14 protein-coding genes are annotated in these 19,748 nt (G+C 69.4%); 7 read left to right on the forward strand and 7 right to left on the reverse strand.

Annotated elements, in window-relative coordinates; all coding sequences use genetic code 11:
* Positions 1 to 268 precede the first annotated feature (268 nt).
* From WMF14_RS30990 to WMF14_RS31000, 3 genes are all read left to right on the forward strand, one after another.
* Positions 269 to 1,465: a glycoside hydrolase family 11 protein gene (locus WMF14_RS30990; RefSeq protein WP_437792049.1), complete on the forward strand. Its 1,197-nt coding sequence runs from the start codon at positions 269 to 271 to the stop codon at positions 1,463 to 1,465.
* A gap of 642 nt (positions 1,466 to 2,107) precedes the next feature.
* Positions 2,108 to 2,869 (forward strand): hypothetical protein, encoded by a 762-nt coding sequence (locus WMF14_RS30995; RefSeq protein WP_437792051.1) that lies wholly within the window; start codon positions 2,108 to 2,110, stop codon positions 2,867 to 2,869.
* 105 nt (positions 2,870 to 2,974) lie between these two features.
* Positions 2,975 to 3,319: a hypothetical protein gene (locus WMF14_RS31000; RefSeq protein WP_437792053.1), complete on the forward strand. Its 345-nt coding sequence runs from the start codon at positions 2,975 to 2,977 to the stop codon at positions 3,317 to 3,319.
* Positions 3,320 to 3,430: 111 nt separating this feature from the next.
* Here WMF14_RS31000 and WMF14_RS31005 read toward each other — a convergent pair whose 3' ends face one another.
* A complete protein-coding gene (locus WMF14_RS31005) occupies positions 3,431 to 3,931 on the reverse strand; it encodes a hypothetical protein (protein WP_437792056.1) in 501 nt (166 codons plus the stop codon).
* On the opposite strand from WMF14_RS31005, the gene WMF14_RS31010 reads away from it, so the two are divergent.
* The 4 genes from WMF14_RS31010 (at position 3,930) to lysA (ending at position 8,032) form a co-directional block, all read left to right on the forward strand.
* Entirely contained in the window at positions 3,930 to 4,472 is a 543-nt protein-coding gene (locus tag WMF14_RS31010; RefSeq protein ID WP_272094527.1) for a hypothetical protein, read from the forward strand. The two genes, WMF14_RS31005 and WMF14_RS31010, sit on opposite strands and share 2 nt — an antisense overlap.
* A gap of 280 nt (positions 4,473 to 4,752) precedes the next feature.
* A complete protein-coding gene (locus tag WMF14_RS31015; protein WP_272094528.1) occupies positions 4,753 to 4,974 on the forward strand; it encodes a hypothetical protein in 222 nt (73 codons plus the stop codon).
* Positions 4,975 to 4,981: 7 nt separating this feature from the next.
* Positions 4,982 to 6,538 carry a phospholipase D-like domain-containing protein gene (locus WMF14_RS31020; protein ID WP_437792058.1) on the forward strand — a complete coding sequence of 519 codons (1,557 nt, stop codon included), beginning with the start codon at positions 4,982 to 4,984 and terminating at the stop codon, positions 6,536 to 6,538.
* A 186-nt stretch (positions 6,539 to 6,724) separates the two neighbouring features.
* A complete protein-coding gene (gene lysA / locus WMF14_RS31025) occupies positions 6,725 to 8,032 on the forward strand; it encodes a diaminopimelate decarboxylase (protein ID WP_437792060.1) in 1,308 nt (435 codons plus the stop codon).
* Positions 8,033 to 8,041: 9 nt separating this feature from the next.
* Here lysA and WMF14_RS31030 read toward each other — a convergent pair whose 3' ends face one another.
* The 6 genes from WMF14_RS31030 to WMF14_RS31055 all read right to left on the reverse strand — a co-directional run bounded on the left by WMF14_RS31030 (position 8,042) and on the right by WMF14_RS31055 (position 19,406).
* Positions 8,042 to 9,400 (reverse strand): LLM class flavin-dependent oxidoreductase, encoded by a 1,359-nt coding sequence (locus WMF14_RS31030; RefSeq protein WP_437792063.1) that lies wholly within the window; start codon positions 9,398 to 9,400, stop codon positions 8,042 to 8,044.
* A gap of 275 nt (positions 9,401 to 9,675) precedes the next feature.
* Positions 9,676 to 12,429, reverse strand: a complete 2,754-nt coding sequence (locus WMF14_RS31035) for a beta-propeller fold lactonase family protein (RefSeq protein WP_437792066.1) — start codon at positions 12,427 to 12,429, stop codon at positions 9,676 to 9,678.
* Between the two features lie 237 nt (positions 12,430 to 12,666).
* Entirely contained in the window at positions 12,667 to 14,238 is a 1,572-nt protein-coding gene (locus WMF14_RS31040; RefSeq protein ID WP_437792067.1) for a response regulator, read from the reverse strand.
* A gap of 88 nt (positions 14,239 to 14,326) precedes the next feature.
* The gene (locus tag WMF14_RS31045) at positions 14,327 to 17,194 is read right to left on the reverse strand and encodes an ATP-binding protein (RefSeq protein WP_437792069.1); all 2,868 of its coding nucleotides are present in this window, start codon (positions 17,192 to 17,194) and stop codon (positions 14,327 to 14,329) included.
* A 218-nt stretch (positions 17,195 to 17,412) separates the two neighbouring features.
* Complete coding sequence (locus WMF14_RS31050) at positions 17,413 to 18,471, reverse strand: ABC transporter permease (RefSeq protein ID WP_272094535.1); 1,059 nt, start codon at positions 18,469 to 18,471, stop codon at positions 17,413 to 17,415.
* A complete protein-coding gene (locus tag WMF14_RS31055; RefSeq protein ID WP_272094536.1) occupies positions 18,471 to 19,406 on the reverse strand; it encodes an ABC transporter ATP-binding protein in 936 nt (311 codons plus the stop codon). The genes WMF14_RS31050 and WMF14_RS31055 overlap by 1 nt, the downstream gene beginning before the upstream one ends.
* Between the last annotated feature and the right edge of the window lie 342 nt (positions 19,407 to 19,748).

Genomic DNA, 19,748 nt, shown 5'->3' on the forward strand with positions numbered 1-19,748 from the left:
GTTGTTCTTGCTTTTTCCGAGTCGATGCCCGGCCCCGTCACACGGGGTGTTCGCATGTGAGCATCTGTCCGACCAACATCGTGATTGCCAGGCATGTGGTCGGCGCAGGCCCGCGGGCGCATCCGTGATCACCGGATCACGAGCACGCTGGCCGGGAATTTTGAACTTTAACCAAGGACTCGGAGGGCTCGCGTCTTCCTCGATGGTTCACAAATCCATTTCGAGCAGAGGCCGTGACTCCGCCGATCCGATCATGGAGAAATCTTAAATGCGCATCGTTCCCTTACTTGGCTATCTATCCGCTTCGATCGCGTGTGGCCTGCTGGCGTGCAGCGTCGAGAACATCGTGGACGAGGACATCGAGGCACAGGAGGGCGCGCTGGACAGCGCGGACCGCTCGGTGTCGGCGAACGTCGCCGTCACCTCGGACTGGGGAAGCGGCTACTGCGCGAACGTGACGGTCAAGAACAACTCCCGCAGCCCGGCGACCACGGGCTGGAACGTCGTCGTCGGGCTCAACGGCTCGACGAGGAGCAACTCGTGGAACGTGAACGCCACGGATTCGGGCGGCCAGTTCACCGCCACGAACGTGAGCCATAACGGCGCGATCGCCAAGGGCTCCTCGACGGAGTGGGGGTTCTGCGCGAACGGCAGCGGGCGGCCCACGATCGCCTCGGTCACCGGCTCCGGCGGCACGATCGACGGCTCGAGCGCGTCCTCGTCGTCGAGCAGCAGCGCGAGCTCGAGCAGCAGCGCGAGCTCGTCGAGCAGCAGCGCGAGCTCGAGCAGCAGCTCGGGCGCGGGAGGCGCCGGCGGCGGCGGCGGGTCGGGCGGCTCCGGCGGGTCGGGCGGCTCCGGCGGCGGCAGCACGTGCAATTCACCCAACCAGCAGGTCTGCGGGAATCAGACGGGCACCCACTGCGGCTACACCTTCGAATACTGGAAGGACACCGGGAGCGGATGCCAGACCAACACGGCGAATGGCTTCAACGTCGAATGGAGCAACATCAACAACCTGCTGGGCCGTAAGGGTCTGAGGCCCGGGTCGAAGAACCAGATCGTGACCTACTCGGCCGACTACCGGCCGAACGGCAACTCGTACCTGGCCGTCTACGGGTGGACGAAGAGCCCGCTCGTGGAGTACTACATCGTCGACAGCTGGGGCACCTGGCGTCCGCCGGGCGGCCAAGGATTCATGGGCACCGTCACCAGCGACGGAGGCACCTATGACATCTATCGGACCCAGCGAGTCAACCAGCCGTCGATCGAAGGCAACTCGACCACCTTCTATCAGTTCTGGAGCGTCCGGCAGCAGAAGCGCACGAGCGGGACCATCACCGTCGCCAACCACTTCAACGCGTGGGATCGCCTGGGGATGAAGATGGGGAACCTGTACGAGGTCTCGATGGTCGTGGAGGGCTATCAGAGCAGCGGTAGCGCCAACGTGAACGTGTCGATGAAGTGAGCGCTCGGCCTTGAGCGTCGCATGATGAACGCGCGCGGGATGTCCATCCCGCGCGCCACGTGCCCGGACTTCTTCAGCCCCGGGCACGACTCCCCACCCACCTGACAGATACGCGGAGAAGGCTCGAACGGCTGGCGGCCGCCGTCGCCGATCGCTCTCGCTCGCACTGCATCGGGCACGCTCAGCTCGCCTGCCTCGCAGGAGCCCCTTCGCCGCTCCCCGCGGCGTCGCAGCTCCGCCATGGCGTCGCCAACCATCGGCGGCGCGAGGGGCGTCGCCCGCGCACGCCCGGGTGTTTGCCTCCCCGCGAGGGCCTGCCGCTGGGCGGCGGCGCTTTCCCGAGGGCCTCCGGGGCGAGGTTCGGGTTCCTTCCGGCCATTCTCGCGGGTATGGTCACGCCAGGCGTCCTGGCTGCCCTCGTCGTTGACCACCCGGCACGACGACCGCACCCTCCGGGTCAGCCAGGCCTCGGAACAGCAGACCATCGCCCGCACCGAGACCTCGATCCCCGAACGGGGAGCCCTCATGCCGCCGACCCGACCCCCCCCAGGTTGACCCCACCCTGCACCTCGGCCCCTCGGGTTCGTCAGCCCTCCAGGCGAGCCTCGGGCCCGGCAAGATCACCCGCCACAGGAGCTTCTGATGAGAGAACACGCAGCAGTCCGGACGACGAAGCCCATCGCGACGGTCATGGCCGCGGCGCTCGCCGTCGTCTGCTGGAGCGCGGCATGCAACGCGATCTCGGGGGTCGACGATCTCGATTTCTCGGGCACCGCGGGCGCGACGGGCGTCGGCGCTGGCGGCAGCGGCGGTGGTACGGCCGGCGGTGACGCGGGCGGCGGCGGCGCCGGTGGCACGGGCGGCGCCGGTGGCACGGGCGGCACCGGCGACACGGGCGGCGCCGGCGGCACGGGCGGCGCCGGCGGCACGGGCGGCGCCGGCGACACGGGCGGCGCCGGCGGCACGGGCGACGACAACTCTTACGTAATCCCCTGTGGTAGCGGCAACGTGGCAGTCGGCGTCCACGGCCGGAGCGGCGGCTCGATCGATCAAATCGGCCTGATCTGCGCGCCGCTCGCCGGCGACGGCACCCTGGGCACCGCCTTCCAGACCGTGACCGCCGGCGGCAACGGCGGCGGGCCGGGCAGCGTGATCTGCCCTGCGAACCAGGTCCTGGTCGGGATCAACATCTGGGTCGACACCCAGGTTTACCGGGTCGAGCTGCTGTGCCAGACGGTCGAAGCGTGGAAGATGAGCGATAGCGTCAATGTCGGCCCCGGCATCGGCAACATGCACAGCACAGGTTACGGGGTCAAATGCCCGATGGGGAGCGCCATCGTTCAGATCATCGGCGAGGCCGACGACTATGTGCACTCCATCAATCCAGGTTGTCGCGCGCTGTGACGGACCGCTCTCATTCCGGGGCCGCGGCTCTCGTGAGAACGCCTCGCAGAATCGGAGCGAGCCAGCGACGGCAGACGCGAACCGGCCAAGGCGGGCGGCGCCGAGGTGCGCGCCGCCGTCGTCGACGCCTTCGCGGCGGGCGAGGAGGTGCCGGCCGGCTTCGTCAGCGGCGCCGCGGCGAGCTCCGAGCTAGCGGCCCACGGGCGGCTCGGCGGTGCGGAGGTCGCCGCCGCCCTCCGCCGCGCGCTCGACGAGGTCGTGCGCCCCGCCGCCGCGGCCTTGCTCGGCGCATCCGCCTTGCCGGGGAGCGCCGCCGTGAGCTCGCCCTCCCCTTCTTGGCCGTCCAGCCCGCCCAGGCGCCGCGCCATCCGCGCTCGCCGCTCCGCTGAGAAGTTTACTGCCCATCTGGACCCGGAAGAACACCTCCCGAGGTGCGGCGAATTCTGCTAGAGCTGTGAGCCGCGTCGAGCGCTGGTAGCGCCTCGGCGCAGCGGCAGCTTCTTAGGATCACCGGCAGACGTGCCGCGCTGCGGCAGCGCGCAGCTCCGGCGAACGGGCCTATCACCTTTCGGGCATCAACATGACTTTCCATCGCGAAATCGCACGCTTCACTTGGGTCGGGATCTCCTGTCTGGCCCTGTCCGCTGCGGCGGCGGGCTGCTCGGACGGCGCTGGCGACTCCTCGGAAACGGGGGGCGCGGGCGGCAGCGGCGCGGGGACCGGCGGCGCCTCGAGCGTGAGCTCGGGCGCGGGCAGCCCCGTCGCCGGCAGCAGCAGCAACGGCACCACCAGCAGCGGCAGCAGCGGCACCACCAGCAACGGCAGCACCACCAGCAACGGCAGCAGCAGCAGCAGCAGCGGGGGCGGCGGTGACCCCAGCAGCACCAGCACCACGAGCACCGGGACACCCGAGACGAGCGCCACGTCGAGCACCGGCAGCGGGACGCCGACCGGCGGGTGCCCGGCGAGCGCGACGTTCTGCTCCGACTTCGAGGGCGACGGGCTGCCCGAGGGCGCGACGTACCGTCCCTCGTACCAGGCGGCCGATGCGCTGAAGAACATGGCGATCGACTCCTCGATCTTCCACGCCGGCACGCGCGCGCTGCGCGTGAACCCCGGTGCCGCCGGCTACGACTGGAGGATGCTCTCCGTCCCGTCGCCCAGCTCGACGTTCTGGGTCCGGCTCTACGTGCGCAGCAGCGTCGATCTCGGCCAGTCCGACCACAACGCCTACTTCCAGGCCATGACGGGCGACGGCGAGCCGAACACGGGCGACAACATGGAGGTCGCCGAGCAGTACTGCCAGATCGTGCTGAACCTGCACGACGATGTCACCCTGTCCACGGGCGGCGAGACCCGGTGCGGGAGCAACGGTGTGAAGCTCCCCAAGGACCAGTGGCACTGCATGGAGGCCTACTTCGACGGCGCCAAGGGCGGCGTCCAGGTCTACGCCAACGGCACCAAGATCATCGACAAGACCGGCGTGAAGACGCTCAACTACAAGACGTTCAGCTTCGGCTACCTCGGCTTCCACGGCCCGGCGCGGACGATGTGGTATGACGACGTGGCGGTCGCGCCGGAGCGGATCGGCTGCGCCCCCTGACACGGCCGAGCGCCGGCGCGTAGGTGATGCCAGCGCGATGGCCTGATCGCCGTCGCGCGCGCCACGCGGCCTCCTTCCTGCTTCTCCCCTGAACGCGCACCGCCCCCGCTCGGGGCACGGCCCGTCGGCGGAGGGCCCCGGCGGCCCCGGGCACGCTTGCTCCCTCGCTCCGCCGGCCCCATAGCCTATGTGGCCAGCGCTCCGCGGGCGCGCGCAAGCGCGAGCCGTGGTGGCAACACGGTGGCGACGCGACCGCGATCCCGGCACGAAGGTAGATGCGATGCCGTACCTGGTTTTCCGGAATTTCCCCGACAATACACCCATCCCCGATGACTGCTATAGCTGCGACGGCGCGCCGGACTGGGCAGCGTTGCTGGAGTGGATATGCCCCGATCTCTCGCGCGACGAGGCGGAGCGGCTCGCCGCGATCGGCGAAGCGAGCGGAAGCCGGCCCGACGTGGCGGGCCTGAAGCGGCTCGTCGAGGAGCACCTGAAGCCATAGGCGCGCAATGAAGGGCGCACGGACGATCATCGACCCTCGACGCCACACGTGGTGCGACACCCCGGTGGACGACATCGGCCTGCTGGTCGACGCCGACGAGTATTACCCCGAGTTCTACCGGGTCGCGTCCAGGGCGCGGCGGTATCTGCTCCTCGCCGGCTGGCAGTTCGACAGCGACGTCGCCCTGCTCCGGGGCGGTAGGGAGGAGCAGGTGTCGAGCCCGATCACGCTGCTCAAGTTCCTGAACCACCTCTGCGAGCAGAGCCCCGATCTCCAGATCTTCATCCTCGCTTGGGACTTCCACCTCGTGTTCGCGCTCGAGCGCGAGTGGCTCCAGCAGCTCGTCTTCGAGTGGACGAACCATCGCCTGCGCTTCCTCTTCGACGCCACCCACGTCGAGCGCGCCTCGCACCACCAGAAGTTCGTGGTGGTGGACGGCGAGCTCTCGTTCCTCGGCGGCCTCGACCTCTGCGACCACCGCTGGGACGACCGCAGCCACACGAACAAGAACCCGCTCCGCGTCAGCCGAGGAGAGCCGCACAAGCCGTTTCACGACGTGCAGGCCTACCTGCGCAGCCGCGCGGTCGCGCGGGCGCTGACAGAGATCTTCACGGATCGCTGGCGGCGCGCGGGCGGCGTGGACATCACGCTGCCGGACCTCGACGGGGCCGATCCGACGTTCCCCGACTACCGGCCCGAGGGCGGCGTCCCCCTCGCGGCGGCGCACGTGACGCTGAGCCGCACCGATCCGCACGGCGCGCCCACCGGCGCCCCGCACCGCACGGAGATACGCGACCTCTACCTCGACGCCATCGACGCCGCGGAGCGCTTCATCTACATCGAGACGCAGTACTTCAGCTCTCACGTCATCGCCGAGGGGCTCGCGCGGCGGATGCGCGCCGAGGGCCGGCCGCTCCTCGACGTGGTGCTCGTGCTCAACATGGAGGCCGAGACGATGAAGGAGCAGATCGCCGTCGGCCTCTCCCAGGCCAAGGTGCTCGGCGGGCTGCGCGACGTGGCGGCCGAGACCGGCCATCACCTCGGCGTCTACTACACCCTGCCGGCGTGCGCCGAGGACGAGACCGCCGAACGCGCCACGTACATCCACTCGAAGCTGATGATCGTCGACGACCGCTTCCTCACCGTGGGCTCGGCCAACCTGACGAACCGCAGCCTCTCGATCGACACGGAGATCAACGCCTCGGTCGAGACCGACGACCCCGACGACGCGCTGGGCCGCTCGATCCGCGCGGCGCGCGCGTCGCTCATCGGCGAGCACCTGGGGGACACGGACTTCGATCGGGTGGACGACCTCGTCGCCTGCCTCGACGGGCTGGCGAGCCCGGCGACCGGGCCGCGCACGCCTGGGAGCTCGTGCCGGCTGAGGCTCCACCCCTCACCCACGGCGGACGAGCGCGCCCTGCTCGAGGTGATCGACCCGCAGCAGCTGCCGTTCGACCCCGCCGCGGTCGAGGACATCGACCAGCGCCAGGGCTCGCTGTTCGTCGGCGGGCTCGGCGCGCTCTGGCGGCACCTCTTCGTCAGCCGGGACCCCGCGAAATAGGCGCGCGCCAGGCGCTCCGGGCGAGCGCCTGGGAGGCGGGGGCGCGGGCCCCCGCGGTCTTCCTGGACCCCGAGGCAGGGCGCGCCCCTTCCGGCCGCCAGGGGCACATGGTAGGCTGTGCCGCGGAATTGCGAACGGTTTCTTCAGGTTGTCTCTCAAAGTTGAAGCGTTGACGCGACGAGGAGTATGCAAGAGGCAGAGATCAAGATCGGGGGCATTTCGGTCCGCGACCTCGCGGAGCACTACGGAACACCGCTCTATGCCTACGATGCCGAGCGCATCCGGGAGAACTTCCGTCGACTCACGCGGGCGCTGCGCGGCAATTACCCGGAGGTGTCCGTCTTCTATGCCATCAAGGCGTGCAACAACCTGGAGGTAGCGAAGCTCCTGGTCGACGAGGGCTCCGGCGTGGACGCCGCGAGCCCGAACGAGATCCGCCTGGCGCAGGCGCTCGGGCTGTCGGGCGAGCAGATCATCTACACGGGCAACAGCCTGTCGGACGAGGACCTGGCCGCGGGGCTGCGCGCCGGGGTGGTCTTCAACGTGGATGATCACGGCATCTTGAAGCGCCTGTTCTCGCTCGGGAAGCCGCGCTGTCTGTCGTTCCGGATCAACCCGAGCGGCGAGGACATCGCGACCCCCGATCTGAAGCCGTTCGCGGGCCCGTCCGCGAAGTTCGGGATCCACCCGCGCTACGTGGAGGAGGCCTATCGCACCGCGCTCGAGAACGGGGTCGAGCGGCTCGGGGTGCACATGATGCCCCACTCGCAGGCGCACAAGCCGGAGAACTTCGCGCACGTCACGGGCAAGCTGCTCGACCTGATCGGCCCGGTGGCCCGGAAGCTCGGCTTCGATCTCGCGTTCATGGACATCGGCGGCGGGCTCGGCATCCCTTACCGGAGGGAGCAGCCGCCGCTCGACGTGGAGGCCGTCGCCCGCGGGATCGCCGCGGTGGTCCGGAAGAAGTGCGCGGAGCACGGCCTGAAGGAGCCGCGCCTCGTCATGGAGCCGGGGCGCTACTTCGTCGGGGACGCGGGCTACGTGCTCGGGCGGGTGATCTCGATCAAGCAGGGATACAAGACGATCATCGGCACGGACATCTCGATGAACACGATGGCGCGCCCGGTGATGTACGGCGCGTACCACGAGGTGCGGATCAACGGCCGCCTCGGCCCGACGGCGCCGATGGCGATGACGGGCCAGGTCTGTGAGAACACGGACATGTGGATCGCGGAGCGCGAGTTCCCCGCGGACGTCGCCGCGGGGGACGTGGTCGTCCTGATGGACGCGGGCGCGTATGGCCACGTGATGAGCTACGACTACAACGGCCGGCTGCGTCCGGCCGAGGTGCTCATCGACGGCGGGAAGAGCCGGCTGATCCGGCGGCGCGACACGTTCGAGGACATGGTCTCGCGGATGTGCCTGTCCGACGACATCAAGGGGCGCCTGCGCGCGGCGGCGGGAGAGGCGGCAGGCGCGACCGGCTGCGGCTGAGCGCGAGCTTCAGGCCGCCGACGCCCGCGGCTTCGCGCCGGCCGCATGGCGGTTCACCGGCCGAGCCAGCCCGAGGTTCTCCCGCAGCGTGCGGCCCTCGTACTCCGTTCGGAACAACCCGCGCCGCCGCAGCTCCGGGATCACCAGCTCGATGAAGTCGTCGAGCCCGCCCGGGAGCCACGGCGGCATCACGTTGAACCCGTCGGCGCCGCCCTGCGTGAACCACGCCTCCAGCTGATCCGCGATCTGCTCCACCGAGCCCACGATCGTCCAGTGCCCGCGCGCTCCAGCCACCCAGAGGTAGAGCTCCCGGATGGAGAGGTTGCGCTTACGCGCGATGTCGAACATCAGCGCTTGCCGGCTCTTGTTGTTGTTGGTCTCGGGCAGCTCGGGGAGCGGCCCATCCACCGGATATGCGGACAGATCGATCCCGCCCGACAGGCCCGAGAGCAGCGACAGCCCGACCTCCGGCAAGATGAGGTCCTGCAGCTCCTGGTACTTCGCCCTGGCCTCCGACTCCGTCCTTGCGACCACGGGGAACACCCCCGGCATGATCTTCAGCTGGTCAGGGTGCCGCCCGTACTTGGCCATCCGGCCTTTGACGTCGGCGTAGAAGGCCTGCGCGTCTTCCAGCGTCTGCTGCGCGGTGAAGATCACCTCGGCGGTCTCGGCCGCGAGCTCCCTGCCCGCCTCCGACGATCCCGCCTGCACGATCACCGGGTGTCCCTGCGGCGGACGCGGGATGTTGAGCGGCCCTCGAACGGAGAAGAACTTCCCCTTGTGATCGAGCGTATGGAGCTTTGCCGGATCGTAGTAAGCCCCCGACGCCTTGTCGCGGAGGAAGGCGTCGTCCTCCCAGCTGTCCCACAGGCCGGTCACCACATCGACGAACTCGCGCGCCCGGACATAGCGCTGCGCGTGATCGGGGTGAGCGTCGAGCCCGAAGTTCCCCGCCGCCTCGCCCCCGCCGGTGGTGACCACGTTCCAGCCTGCCCGCCCCTGGCTGATATGGTCCAGCGACGCGAACTTGCGGGCCAGCAAATAAGGCTCCTCGTACGTGGTGGACGCGGTGGCGATGAAGCCGATGCGCTCGGTGACGACCGCGAGCGCAGAGAACAAGGTGACCGGCTCGAAGCTGGCCCCATAAGCGGTGCGGCCCTGCGCTCCGGGCCGGTTCTGCAAGGCGAGCCCGTCCGCCAGGAACACGGCGTCGAACTTGGCCCGCTCCGCCGCCTGCGCAATGCGCTTGTAATGCGCGAAGTTGATGCCTCCGTCCGCCTGCGCCTGCGGGTGCCGCCAGGCCGCCACGTGGTGTCCTGCGCCAGGCAAAAAGGCGCCCAAACGGATCTTCCTCTGATTGTCGCTCATGGATGTCCTCGATCTCGGTCCTTCACGTGCGCGCGAGGGCGCGTCGCCGCGCGACCGCCGCACGCCATCACCACGCCCAGAGCGCAAGCGCCGTGCCCGGCGCCGGAGCCACGGGCGCAGCGGCGGAGATCGAAGCGCCGCCCCTCCCCTGCCCCCCGACGTGCTGCGAGGGCAGCAACGGACCACCAGCGCTGCGGAAGCATTGCTGTCAGGGAAGCACCCGTCCGCGGCAGCTCACCGGTCGATGGGCGGGTGAGCGCGCGCGATCGTTCCGCTCAGCGATGCGGCCACGGGAACGGCCCGTGCGGTCCCCGTCGCGGAATGCTCTGCGGGTCGGCCGGGTCGCTGCCGGCGTCCCGCTCGTCGCCGTCGCGGAAGCCGTCGCCGTCGCGATCGACGCCGATGCGCCCGCCCGACCCGGGCGGCACGCAGGTATACGTCAGCTCGCCGCCGCCCCTCGTGCCCAGCCAGCGGAGCTCGCCGTCCGATCGCCGCGGCGCGCGCGCGTGGTCGGCCTCGAAACGGCCATTGCCGATGTACAGAAAGCCCACCTCGTCCCCCTGTGACCAGCCCTTGACCACGAGATCGCAGTCGCCGGCGTCGGCGCGCGCCACGAGCAGATCGACGCGCGGGCCGGCCACCGCCGCGTTCGACGACGTGAGCGTGATCTGCTGGCCCACGATGGGCTTCAGGTTCGACTCCAGCGCCAGCATGTACTCCGCCACCTGCCGCTTCAGGAGCTCCCCCTCGGGGTCGACGGAGAAGCCACCGGGGTTCTCCGGCGTCTGGACGAAATCGGAGAACGCGTTGAACCGAACGAGCGTATCGACGGCGCCGTCGTGGAGGAAGCCAAAGCCCCGGACCTGGTCGCCCATGGGCGCGTTGGAGCCGCCGAACGGGAACACGAACGACTCCGCCATGCCGAACATCCCGACCTTCTGGTACTGATTGCGCAGGTGCGGGACCTTGAAGAGCTGGGTCTCGTTGGCGTTGGCCGAGCCACCGTCGCTGCCGAAGAAGCCCGGCGCGAAGTCGTCGGGGTTGGCGTCAGGGTCGACGACGTGACACCCGATGCACGAGGTGCCGAGGATGCTCGACACGGGCCCCCCGAAGAAGTCGCGCCCCGCGCTCTCATCGGGCGTGAGCGAGTCGTCGAGCGCGCGGATGGGGTTGGGTGGATACGTGACCTGGAGGATGAAGTCCGTGAAATCGTCCATCTCCTCCTCCGAGATCGTCTCGTCTCGCCCGAGCAGATCCACGAACGATACGCTGAATTTCTTGAACGCCGCCCGCTCGTCGAACACCCCGCTGTCCGGCTGGGACGTGGGCGCATCCTGGCCGCCCGTGCGATCGCCGCGCCAGTGCATCGGACCGTGGTTCGCCATGCCGCGCAGGCTCTGGGTCGTCATCGGCCCCTTCATCGGATGCAAGCTCGTATCCTGGCCGAAGAGATCGGTGCAGAACGGTCCCGGGTTCTCCACCGCAGAGCCGTCCGGGTTCCCGAGGTCCCACGCGAGGCTGTCGAAGTCTCCGAAGATATGGCAGCTCGCGCAGGACGAGTCGCCGTGGCTCGAGCTCCGCGACGCGTCATAGAGGACGCGGCGCCCCCGGACGACGCTCGGAGGCTCCGGGTTGTGCATCGGCACGTGCGCGACCTCGCGGCGGGTCCGGGTATCGATGACCGAGATCGCGTTATCGAAGCGCGCGAGCACGTAGAGCCGCTGCCTGTCTTCATCGAGGACGAGGCCGGTCGGCCCGCCGCCAGGGACGCGGATCTGGTTCGCGACGCTGGGCACGAACGTATCGTTCTCGAGCTTCGCTGTGTCGAAGACGCCGATCTTGTCCGAGCCGAGCGCCGCGACATACAGGGTCGCGCCGTTGCGCGTCACCGCCATCTGCGTCGGTTGCGCCAGGCTCTTCTTGCTCTCGTCGTTCGGTACCGGCGCGCAGCAGCTGCTGTAATCGATGTGTTTGTTGAGGTGCCTCGGGGCGACGCCGCCCGGACCGAGGACGGTGATCCTGCTCTCGTGCAGGTGGCCGCGCACGCTGTGGCCAGCGAAGATCCCGGGCCCCTCGAAGCGCTCCTCGTTCCGGGCGTCGGTGTTGGACACATAGACCTTCCCGTTCACAGGGTTCACGACCATGTTGAACAGGATGGTCCCCACGCCCGTGAAGAAGCCGCCTGGCCCGTCCACCTGGCGCGGCGGATTGGCGAGCGCGTCGATGACGAAGACGTCCTTGTCGGGCAGCGAGAGGCGCACCGCGTCGTCGAAGGGGCGGCCCAGCTCGTCGACCCAGTGGGCTCCATTGAATTTAAGGATGAGCCCGACCTCCGGCCGGGGGACTCCCTCGAAGTTGGTGTCGGGCCCGGGCAGCCCGCCCGCGGCCTCCCCGCCGTCCGGCACGAGGCTCTCGTCGATGACGGTCGTGCGGTTCCCCGAGTGGAAGGCGGCGGCGTAGACCCGGCTGCCGTCCGGCGTCACAGCGAGCGCGCGCGGCGTATCGCTGAAGAGCGTCACGATGGAGAGCGGCGTGCCGCCGAGCGACGTCCCGAGCCGCCTCGCGTCGAACACCCAGACGTCCGCGCGCCCTATGCCGGGCGTCAAGAGCTGCGGATCGAAGGGGGCGTTCTGCCCGCGGTGGGCCGTGGTGATGAAGGCCCGCGAGCGCTGCGGACCGGCGAACACGATGTCGCGCGGCTCATCGCCCACGAGCAGCGTGCGGACGACGCGCGCCCTTTCGAGGTCTCGAACGTCGACCACGCTCACGCTGTCGGACAGGTGGTTCACCACCCAGACTTCATCGTCGCCCCGGGCAGCCACGGCGACCGGCTCGAGCCCCACGGGCACAGACGCCTTGAGCTGCAGACGATTGGCTTCGACGCGGAAGATCTCCAGCCGGTTGTCGGGCGTGTTCACCGCGAAGAGCAGCTTGCCGTTCGCCGACAGGGCCAGGGGGCGAACCTGGCCCGATTCGAACGTCGTGAACGGCGTGGCGGCCGCCGCGGGGAGAGCGGCGGCGAGGAGCATGGCCGTAGCACCTGCGCTCACAGCCAGGGAACGGCGCAGACAGCGTGATGGCAGCATTCTTTCAAGCTAGGAAAAATAAATACAATTAACAACAAAAAAAGCGTTCGAGCGGTCGCGCCGTCATGGCCATCTCGTTGGCGGTGAGCTGGCTACGTGGTCGCACAGCGTGACTGTCATGATATCGAGTTACCGTGTGCCGCCTCACCGCGATCCCGCAGGCGTGCCGGCAAGACGACGTCAGCGGACCTGTCGCAGCGCGTAGTCGATGCCGCTCCGGAGCGTCCCCCGGGTGACCACGGTGCTGAGATCGATCTCGAGCGAGACGAGCGTTTGCGCCAGCTCGGGGCGCAGGCCGGTGATCACCGTCGTCGCGCCGAGCAGCCGGAGCGCCGCCGCCGTGGCCATCAGCGTGGTCGCGACAGCGGTGTCGATGATCGTCACGCCCGTGACGTCGATGATCACGACGTCCGTCCGGTTCCCGTGCACGGCGTTCAGCGCCGCTTCGAGCGCCTGCTGCGCCCGGCTGGCGTCGATCGTCCCGATCAGCGGCATGACCATGATCCGCTCGGTGATCGGGATGAGCGGCGTGGAGAGCTCCGCCAGCCGCTCTTTCTGCACCCGGATGATCTCCTCCTGCAGCGCCGCGCGCGCCAGCTCCGCGCGCTCGCGCTCGGTGAGCTCCAGCGTCAGCCGCTCGTTCGTCCTGCGGAGCTCCTCGGTCTGGCGCGCGACCTCCGTCTCCAGCTGCTCGTTCGACCTGCGGAGGGCGGCGTAGAGGAGAGCGACCTTCACGGCCACGGCCGCCTGGGAGGCGAGGAGCCTCAGCGTCTCCAGCTGCGTCGGAGTGTAGGGGTGAGGGACCGCCTCGCGCTCGACGTACAGGACGCCCGTCAGCTCGCCCTGATGCATCATCGCCATGCACAGGATCGACCTCGGTCCGCTCGCGCCGAGGTAGCGGTCCCCGGCGAGGCCAGGCTCGCCGCGCGTATCCTGGATGAAGACGGACTCCTTGGTCCTGGCCACTCCCTGGACGACCGTCACGGCGAGCTGCGCGTCCGCCTCGACGGGCGTCGCGAGCCCCAGCCGGACCGCGTCCGGGCGATCCCTCGTGATCGAAGCCTCCACGAAGAGCCCGCCCTCGCGCGCGAGGACGAGGACGCACCGCTCGGCGCCGGCGTGCTCGAGCGTGATCCGCAGCAGCCGATCGAGCACCCTGTCGAGGACGACCTCGCCGGCGACCGTCTGCGCTGCCCCGATGACCGTCGCCATCTGGGCCTGAGCCTGCGTGAGCTCCTCCAGGGCCCGCTCGAGCTCCGCCGTCCGCGCCGCCACGCGCCGCTCCAGCTCGTGCGTGAGCTTCTGCAGCGCCGCCTCGGCGGCGACGCGCTCCTCGACCTGCGCCGCGAGGCTCTTCATCAGCTGCCTGAGCTTCGTTTGCACCCGGACGCGCGCGAGCAGCTCCTCGCTCTGGAACGGCTTGAGGAGGAAGTCCACGGCGCCGAGGTTCAGCCCCTTCACCTTGTCCGCGCTCATCTCCGTGCTCGCCGTCATGAAGATGACAGGGATGTCGCTCGTGGCCGGATCCGTCTTGAGCCGCTGGCACGTCTCGAAGCCGTCGATCCCTTCCATCTTCACGTCCAGCAAGATGAGATCCGGCGCCACTTCCTTCGCGAGCTGGATGGCCCGCAGGCCGTTCGTCGCGGCCGCGATCTCGAACCCCCAGCCCGAGAGGTTGTCGCGGAGCAGCCTCAGGTTGCGTGGCTCATCGTCGACGATCAGGACCGTGCCCGTATCACTCACATTCGTCACACTGCCCTCTCCAGCGGCTAACCTCACTCTTCGCGTCAGCGACGCTGTATGAGGATGACTACACTCACAACGAACCCCATACCGGCGCTCATCGGGCGCTACCGTCGATGCGCCCGCCGACGAACTCTTCTATCGACTCCAGCCGGAAGTCCTCGGAGAGCTCGCGCAGGTGCTTGGCGAAAGGCCCGAGCCGCGGGTCGCCCAGCTCGAGCTTGTCCGCGTATTTCTGGATGTGGTTGACGAGCCCCTTGCGCGCGAGCTCGCGCAAGGCCTTGAGGTCCTCGTCCGGGGGCAGGGCGACATCGGGGGGGCTGGCCACACCCGAGCTCGGGCTCGGCTCCGTCTCCTCGCTGACGCCGTCCTGCCGCTCGTAGATCCACTCCAGCTTGAGGTGCCGCTGCAGCTTCTCGAGCAGCTCATCCATCTGCAGCGGCTTGGCCAGGAAATCGTCCGCGCCTGCTTCCAGGCTCTTGTCCTGGTCGGTGATGAACGCGCTGGCGGAGGACGCGATGATGACCGTCCCTCCGAGCTCTGGCACCTTGCGCATGCGGCGCATCATTTCCCAGCCGTCGAGCACGGGCATCGCGAGATCGGTGATGATCAGATCGAACCTCTCGCTCGCCGTCCTGGCCAGGCCCTCCTGGCCGTCGTTCGCCTCCGCCAGCTCGAACCCGAGGGTCGCGAGCATGCTGATGACCACGGCGCGGTTCTCCGGCTTGTCGTCCACCACGAGGAGCCTCCGTCGCGGGCCCCTGTAGCCCACGATCTGCCCCTGCTCCGTGCGCCTCACGGTGTCCGTCCAGTTGGGCGCCTCGGCGAGCGTCAGGTCCACCCAGAAGACGCTGCCTTTCCCGAGCTCGCTCCTGACCTGGATGGAGCTGCCCATCAGCGTGACGATGCGCTGGCTGATCGCCAGCCCGAGCCCGGTGCCCTCGCGGTGACGACTCTTGTCTCCGACCTGCTTGAAGGGCAGGAATATCTCGCCCAGGTGTTCGGCGCTGATGCCGGTCCCCGTGTCCTCGATCTCGAAGCGTATCCTGCGCATCTGGGTTCGCGACTCGGGGCTCGCGCCGCCCTCCGGGAGATCCTTGCGCGCGCCTTGGGGCCCGCCTGGCACCTCCACGACCGTGAAGGTGACGCTGCCGTTCTCGGTGAACTTGATGGCGTTGCCGAGCAAATTGAGCAAGATCTGGCGCAGGCGCCGCTGGTCGACGCGCACCCCCGCGGGCAGCGTGGGGCCGGGCTTGAACACGAACGCGATCCCCTTCTGCTCCGCGCGGATCCGGCAGATCTCGGCCGTCGCGTGCAAGAACGACGGGAAATGGAAATCGTTGGGGTGAATCTCCATCGTCCGCGACTCGATCTTCGCCAGATCGAGGACGTCGTTGATGAGGGTCAGCAGATGAGAGCCGGACTCGGCGATGACCTCGACGCCGCGCAGATCCTGCTGGCCCAGGCTCTTGGAGCGCCGCAGGATCTGGGCATACCCGAGGATGCCGTTGAGCGGTGTCCGCAGCTCGTGGCTCATGTTGGCGAGGAAGTCGCTCTTCGCCCTGTTGGCCGCGTCCGCGGCGACCGTCGCCTCCTTGAGCTCGGCGGTGCGCTGCTCGACGCGCTGCTCGAGCTCCTCGTTCGTCTTCGCCAGGGCGGCGAACGTCTCACGGAGCTGCTGGGCCATGCCGTTCAGCGCGTCGCCGATGTGCACGAACTCCCGGGTGCCTGACGCCTCGAAGCGCTGATCGAGGTCACCGCCCCGGATCCGCTCGGCCGCTGTGACGAGCTGCCGCACGGACGGCAAGGTCACGCGCATGATCACCAGCACGGGCAGCGCGACGAGCGCCAGGATCGAGAACGCCGCGATCAGCCAGTAGTCCCAGTACAGCCCCTTCACCGACGAGAGCAGCGCCGCGCGAGGTACGTCGGTGAGCAGGTACCAGTCCGGCGCGGCGATGCGCGCCGCCACGATCACGCGCTCATCCGTGCGGCCGACCACGTGCGCCGCCATGGCGTTGTCGCGCTTCGCCGCCTCGAACGCGCGCTTGAGATCGTCGTCGCCGATGGAGTCGACCGTCAGCGTCCCTTTGCTCCCGTGGATCTTGTCCTGGTGCACGCTCGAGACGAGCACCGTCCCGTCGCCCCTCACGAGGGCGTGCTCCGTCCCCGGATACAGCGAGAGCTCCCGGAAGCTGTCCATCACCGCGTTGACCGTGACATCGTGCCCGGCGCTGCCCGCAAACACCCCGTGGTGGAAGAACGGCACCACGACGCTCACCATCCACTCGCGCGCCCCTGGGTCGTAGCTCGTCGGCGTCCAGCGCGGCTTTCCTTCAGGGTTGTTCGCCGGCAGCACGAGCGTCGTCCACTCCGAGTTGACGAAATCGACGGTCGTGTCGACCTGGTCGATGTAGCTCGTGTAGCTGGGCCAGTACATCACGAGCCCGTTCCGCCTGGGGATGAGCCATGTGTTGATGGGCTCCCCCGGCGCTCCCGCCGAGTACAGCTCGGTCATGCGCTTCAACTGCAGGAGAAAGACCTTCTCCTGGTCGTCGAGCGGGTACCCCGCGGGCAGCCAGATGATGGCGTCTCGCTTGGGCTCGAAGCCCGCGTTGCGCGACACCATGCCGCCGTCGCGCGACGACCCGACGAGGGCGTCGAACTTCTGCGGGGATTCTCCCTCGACCTCATGCAATGCCGAGGTGAGCAGGCGGCCGTACCGGACGACGCTCGCCTCTGCCAGGATGAGGCGGTCGTTCATGCGGCGGGTCCACTCGTCATGCGTCCGCGCGAGAACGCCCAGCTCGTTCTTCAGGATCGCGCCCTCGATGGCCCACGCCGCGATCCACAGCCCCGGCCCCACGAACACGAGCAGCGCGACGGCCAGCGGCCCCGCGACCCAGAAGGACAGACTCGGTGCGGTGCGAGGGCGTTGGCTGCTCCGCTCCCCCCGTTCATTCATGCGGTCATCGTACACGAATACAGGACCGTGCCACTTTGGAAGGTCAATGTCCCGAACAGAAAATATGGACACACGGTAGGATCATGCGAGCCTCAAGAGGACTACGCCGCTACCTCGACGCAGGTTGACTGACATGCTGGCTCAGCGAGAGATCGATTGGCGCACAGCGTGCGCCGGTGAGCTCGCGCACCGTGGCCCGGTGGCGCTGGCCGCGGGGGCTACTCCCAGCGGAAGAGCTTGAGGGCGAGCGCGAAGGTCGCGGCGCCCCAGACGACGAGGAGCGCGAGCTCGGGCGCGATCGCGGCGAGCGGCGCGCCCTCGAGCATCACGCCGCGGAGCGCGTCGTTCAGCGCGGTGAGGGGCAAGGCCTGGACGAAAGGCTGGATCGCGTCGGGGAAGCGATCGGCCGAGAAGAAGACGCCGGAGCAGATCCACATCGGGAACGTGACGAGGTTGCCCAGGCCCGAGATGCCCTCGAGGGTCCGCGGCCGCGCCGCGATGAGCAGGCCGACCCCCGCGAACGACAGCGCGCCGACCACGGCGACCAGCGCGAGCGCCGCGAGCGAGCCGGCGATCGGCACGCCGAGCACGAGGACCGCGAACAGGAGCAGGGCCACGACCTCGAGCGCCAGGAACACGAGCCGCGCCCCGAGGTGCGACGCGAGGAGCTGCCACCGCGGCATGGGCGACGCGACGAACAGCTTCAGGAGCTTGCCGATGCGCTGCTGCACGATCGCGACCCCGATCCCCCAGATCCCGGTCAGCATCACGTTCATGCCGAGCAGCCCGGGCACCAGGAAATCGACGTAGCGAGAGCCCCTCTCGGCCTCCGTCACCTCGAGCGCGGCGGGGCGGAAGGCGTCGGCGCGGCCCGCCGCGCGCTGGAGCGCCTGGTCCACCTCGAGCCGGGCGAGGCGGCTCTCCGGCCGCGCCGGATCGAACCAGTACGTGGGCGGATCGGTGGCGAGCACGACCAGCGCGGCCTTGCCCGTCCGGAGCTCCTGCTGCGCCTGCGCCCGCGGGACCACCCGCGGGACGACCTGCCCCGACGCCTCGAGCGCCGCGCGCCGCGGCTCGGCCCCGGCGCCCTCCTCGACGCTCACCCGCACGGGCTCCGCGGGCTGGTCCCTGAACGCGACGGCCAGCGCCGACGAGAGCAGGATCGGGAACACGAACATCCAGAAGATCGCCTCGGGCTCGCGCAGGAACTCCGCGACCCGCGCCCGGATGAGCAGCGCGAGCGACGAGGCGCGCAGGGAGCGGAGCCACCGCGCCATCACGCCGCCCCGTCGTCCGCGAGCGTCCGCCCGGCGAGCGCCATGAACACGTCCTCCAGGCTCGCGTGGTGCGTCGCGAGCCGCTTCGGCGTGGCCCCGCGCGCCGCGCAGAGCGCGAGCAGCGGCGGGATCACGCGCGCGACGTCGCGCACCGTCAGCCGGAGCGCCCCCTGCGCGGAGCGCACGGCCTCCACGCCCGGCAGCCCCATGAGCTCCTCCTCGGCGATCTCCGCGTCCACCTCGACCTCCACGACGTGCTCGGCGCCGAGCGAGGCGACTAGCGCCGCCGGCGTGCCGAGCGCGAGCAGCCGCCCGCGATCGACGATCCCCACGCGGTCGCAGAGGCGCGCGGCCTCCTCCATGTAGTGCGTGGTCAGGAGGATCGTGCGGCCGCGGGCCTTCAGATCCTCGACGATGGCCCATATCTGACGGCGCGACGCGGGGTCGAGGCCGGTGCTCGGCTCGTCGAGGAACAGCACCTCCGGATCGCCCGCGAGCGCGCAGGCGAGCGACAGCCGCTGCTTCTGTCCGCCCGAAAGCGTGCGCACGAACGCGCTCGATTTCTCCTGCAAGGCCACGGAGCGCAGCGCCTGCTCCGGCTCGATGCCGCGCGGGTAGAAGCTGCGGAACAGCGCGATCACCTCGCCGACCCGGAGCTTGTCCGGAAAGCGCGTCTCCTGGAGCTGGATGCCGAGCCGGGCGCGCAGCGCGATGCCGTCCCCCACCCAGCGCTCGCCCAGCACCTCGACCTCGCCGGCGTCGGGGCGGCTCAGCCCCTCGAGGATCTCCACCGTGGTCGTCTTGCCCGCGCCGTTCGGGCCGAGCAGGCCAAAACACTCGCCGCGCTGCACCTCGAGGTCGAGCCCGTTCACGGCCACGACGTCCCCATAACGCTTGACCAGGCCGCGGCAGACCAGGGCGGGAGAGGCAGACACGGCACGTCTGTATCGCAGAGGACGGCAGAAAGGAACCGGGACACTTCAATCCATCCCGGCCTTCGGCGCGGCCCATCACGGCCTCCGGCGCGACGACGCGTGCAGGGCGGAGGCGCCCTCGGATCGCCCTCAGCAGACGAAGCGCACCTCCACGCGCCCACAGGAGCGCCGGAAAATTCGACAGACGACGCGACGTATCGCCTCTCCGGAGAATCGAATCTCACCAGACACCTGCGGCGAGCGCGTCGAGCGCGGCCCTGCAAGGAACCATCCGGTCCGAGATCGCGGCTGGCCGGTCTGCAAGCTCAGAGCGACGGAGTGGGGGGCGCGTGGTGAGCGATG

The organism is Sorangium sp. So ce693, from assembly GCF_051521375.1.
GTDB lineage: Bacteria > Myxococcota_A > Polyangia > Polyangiales > Polyangiaceae > Sorangium > Sorangium atrum.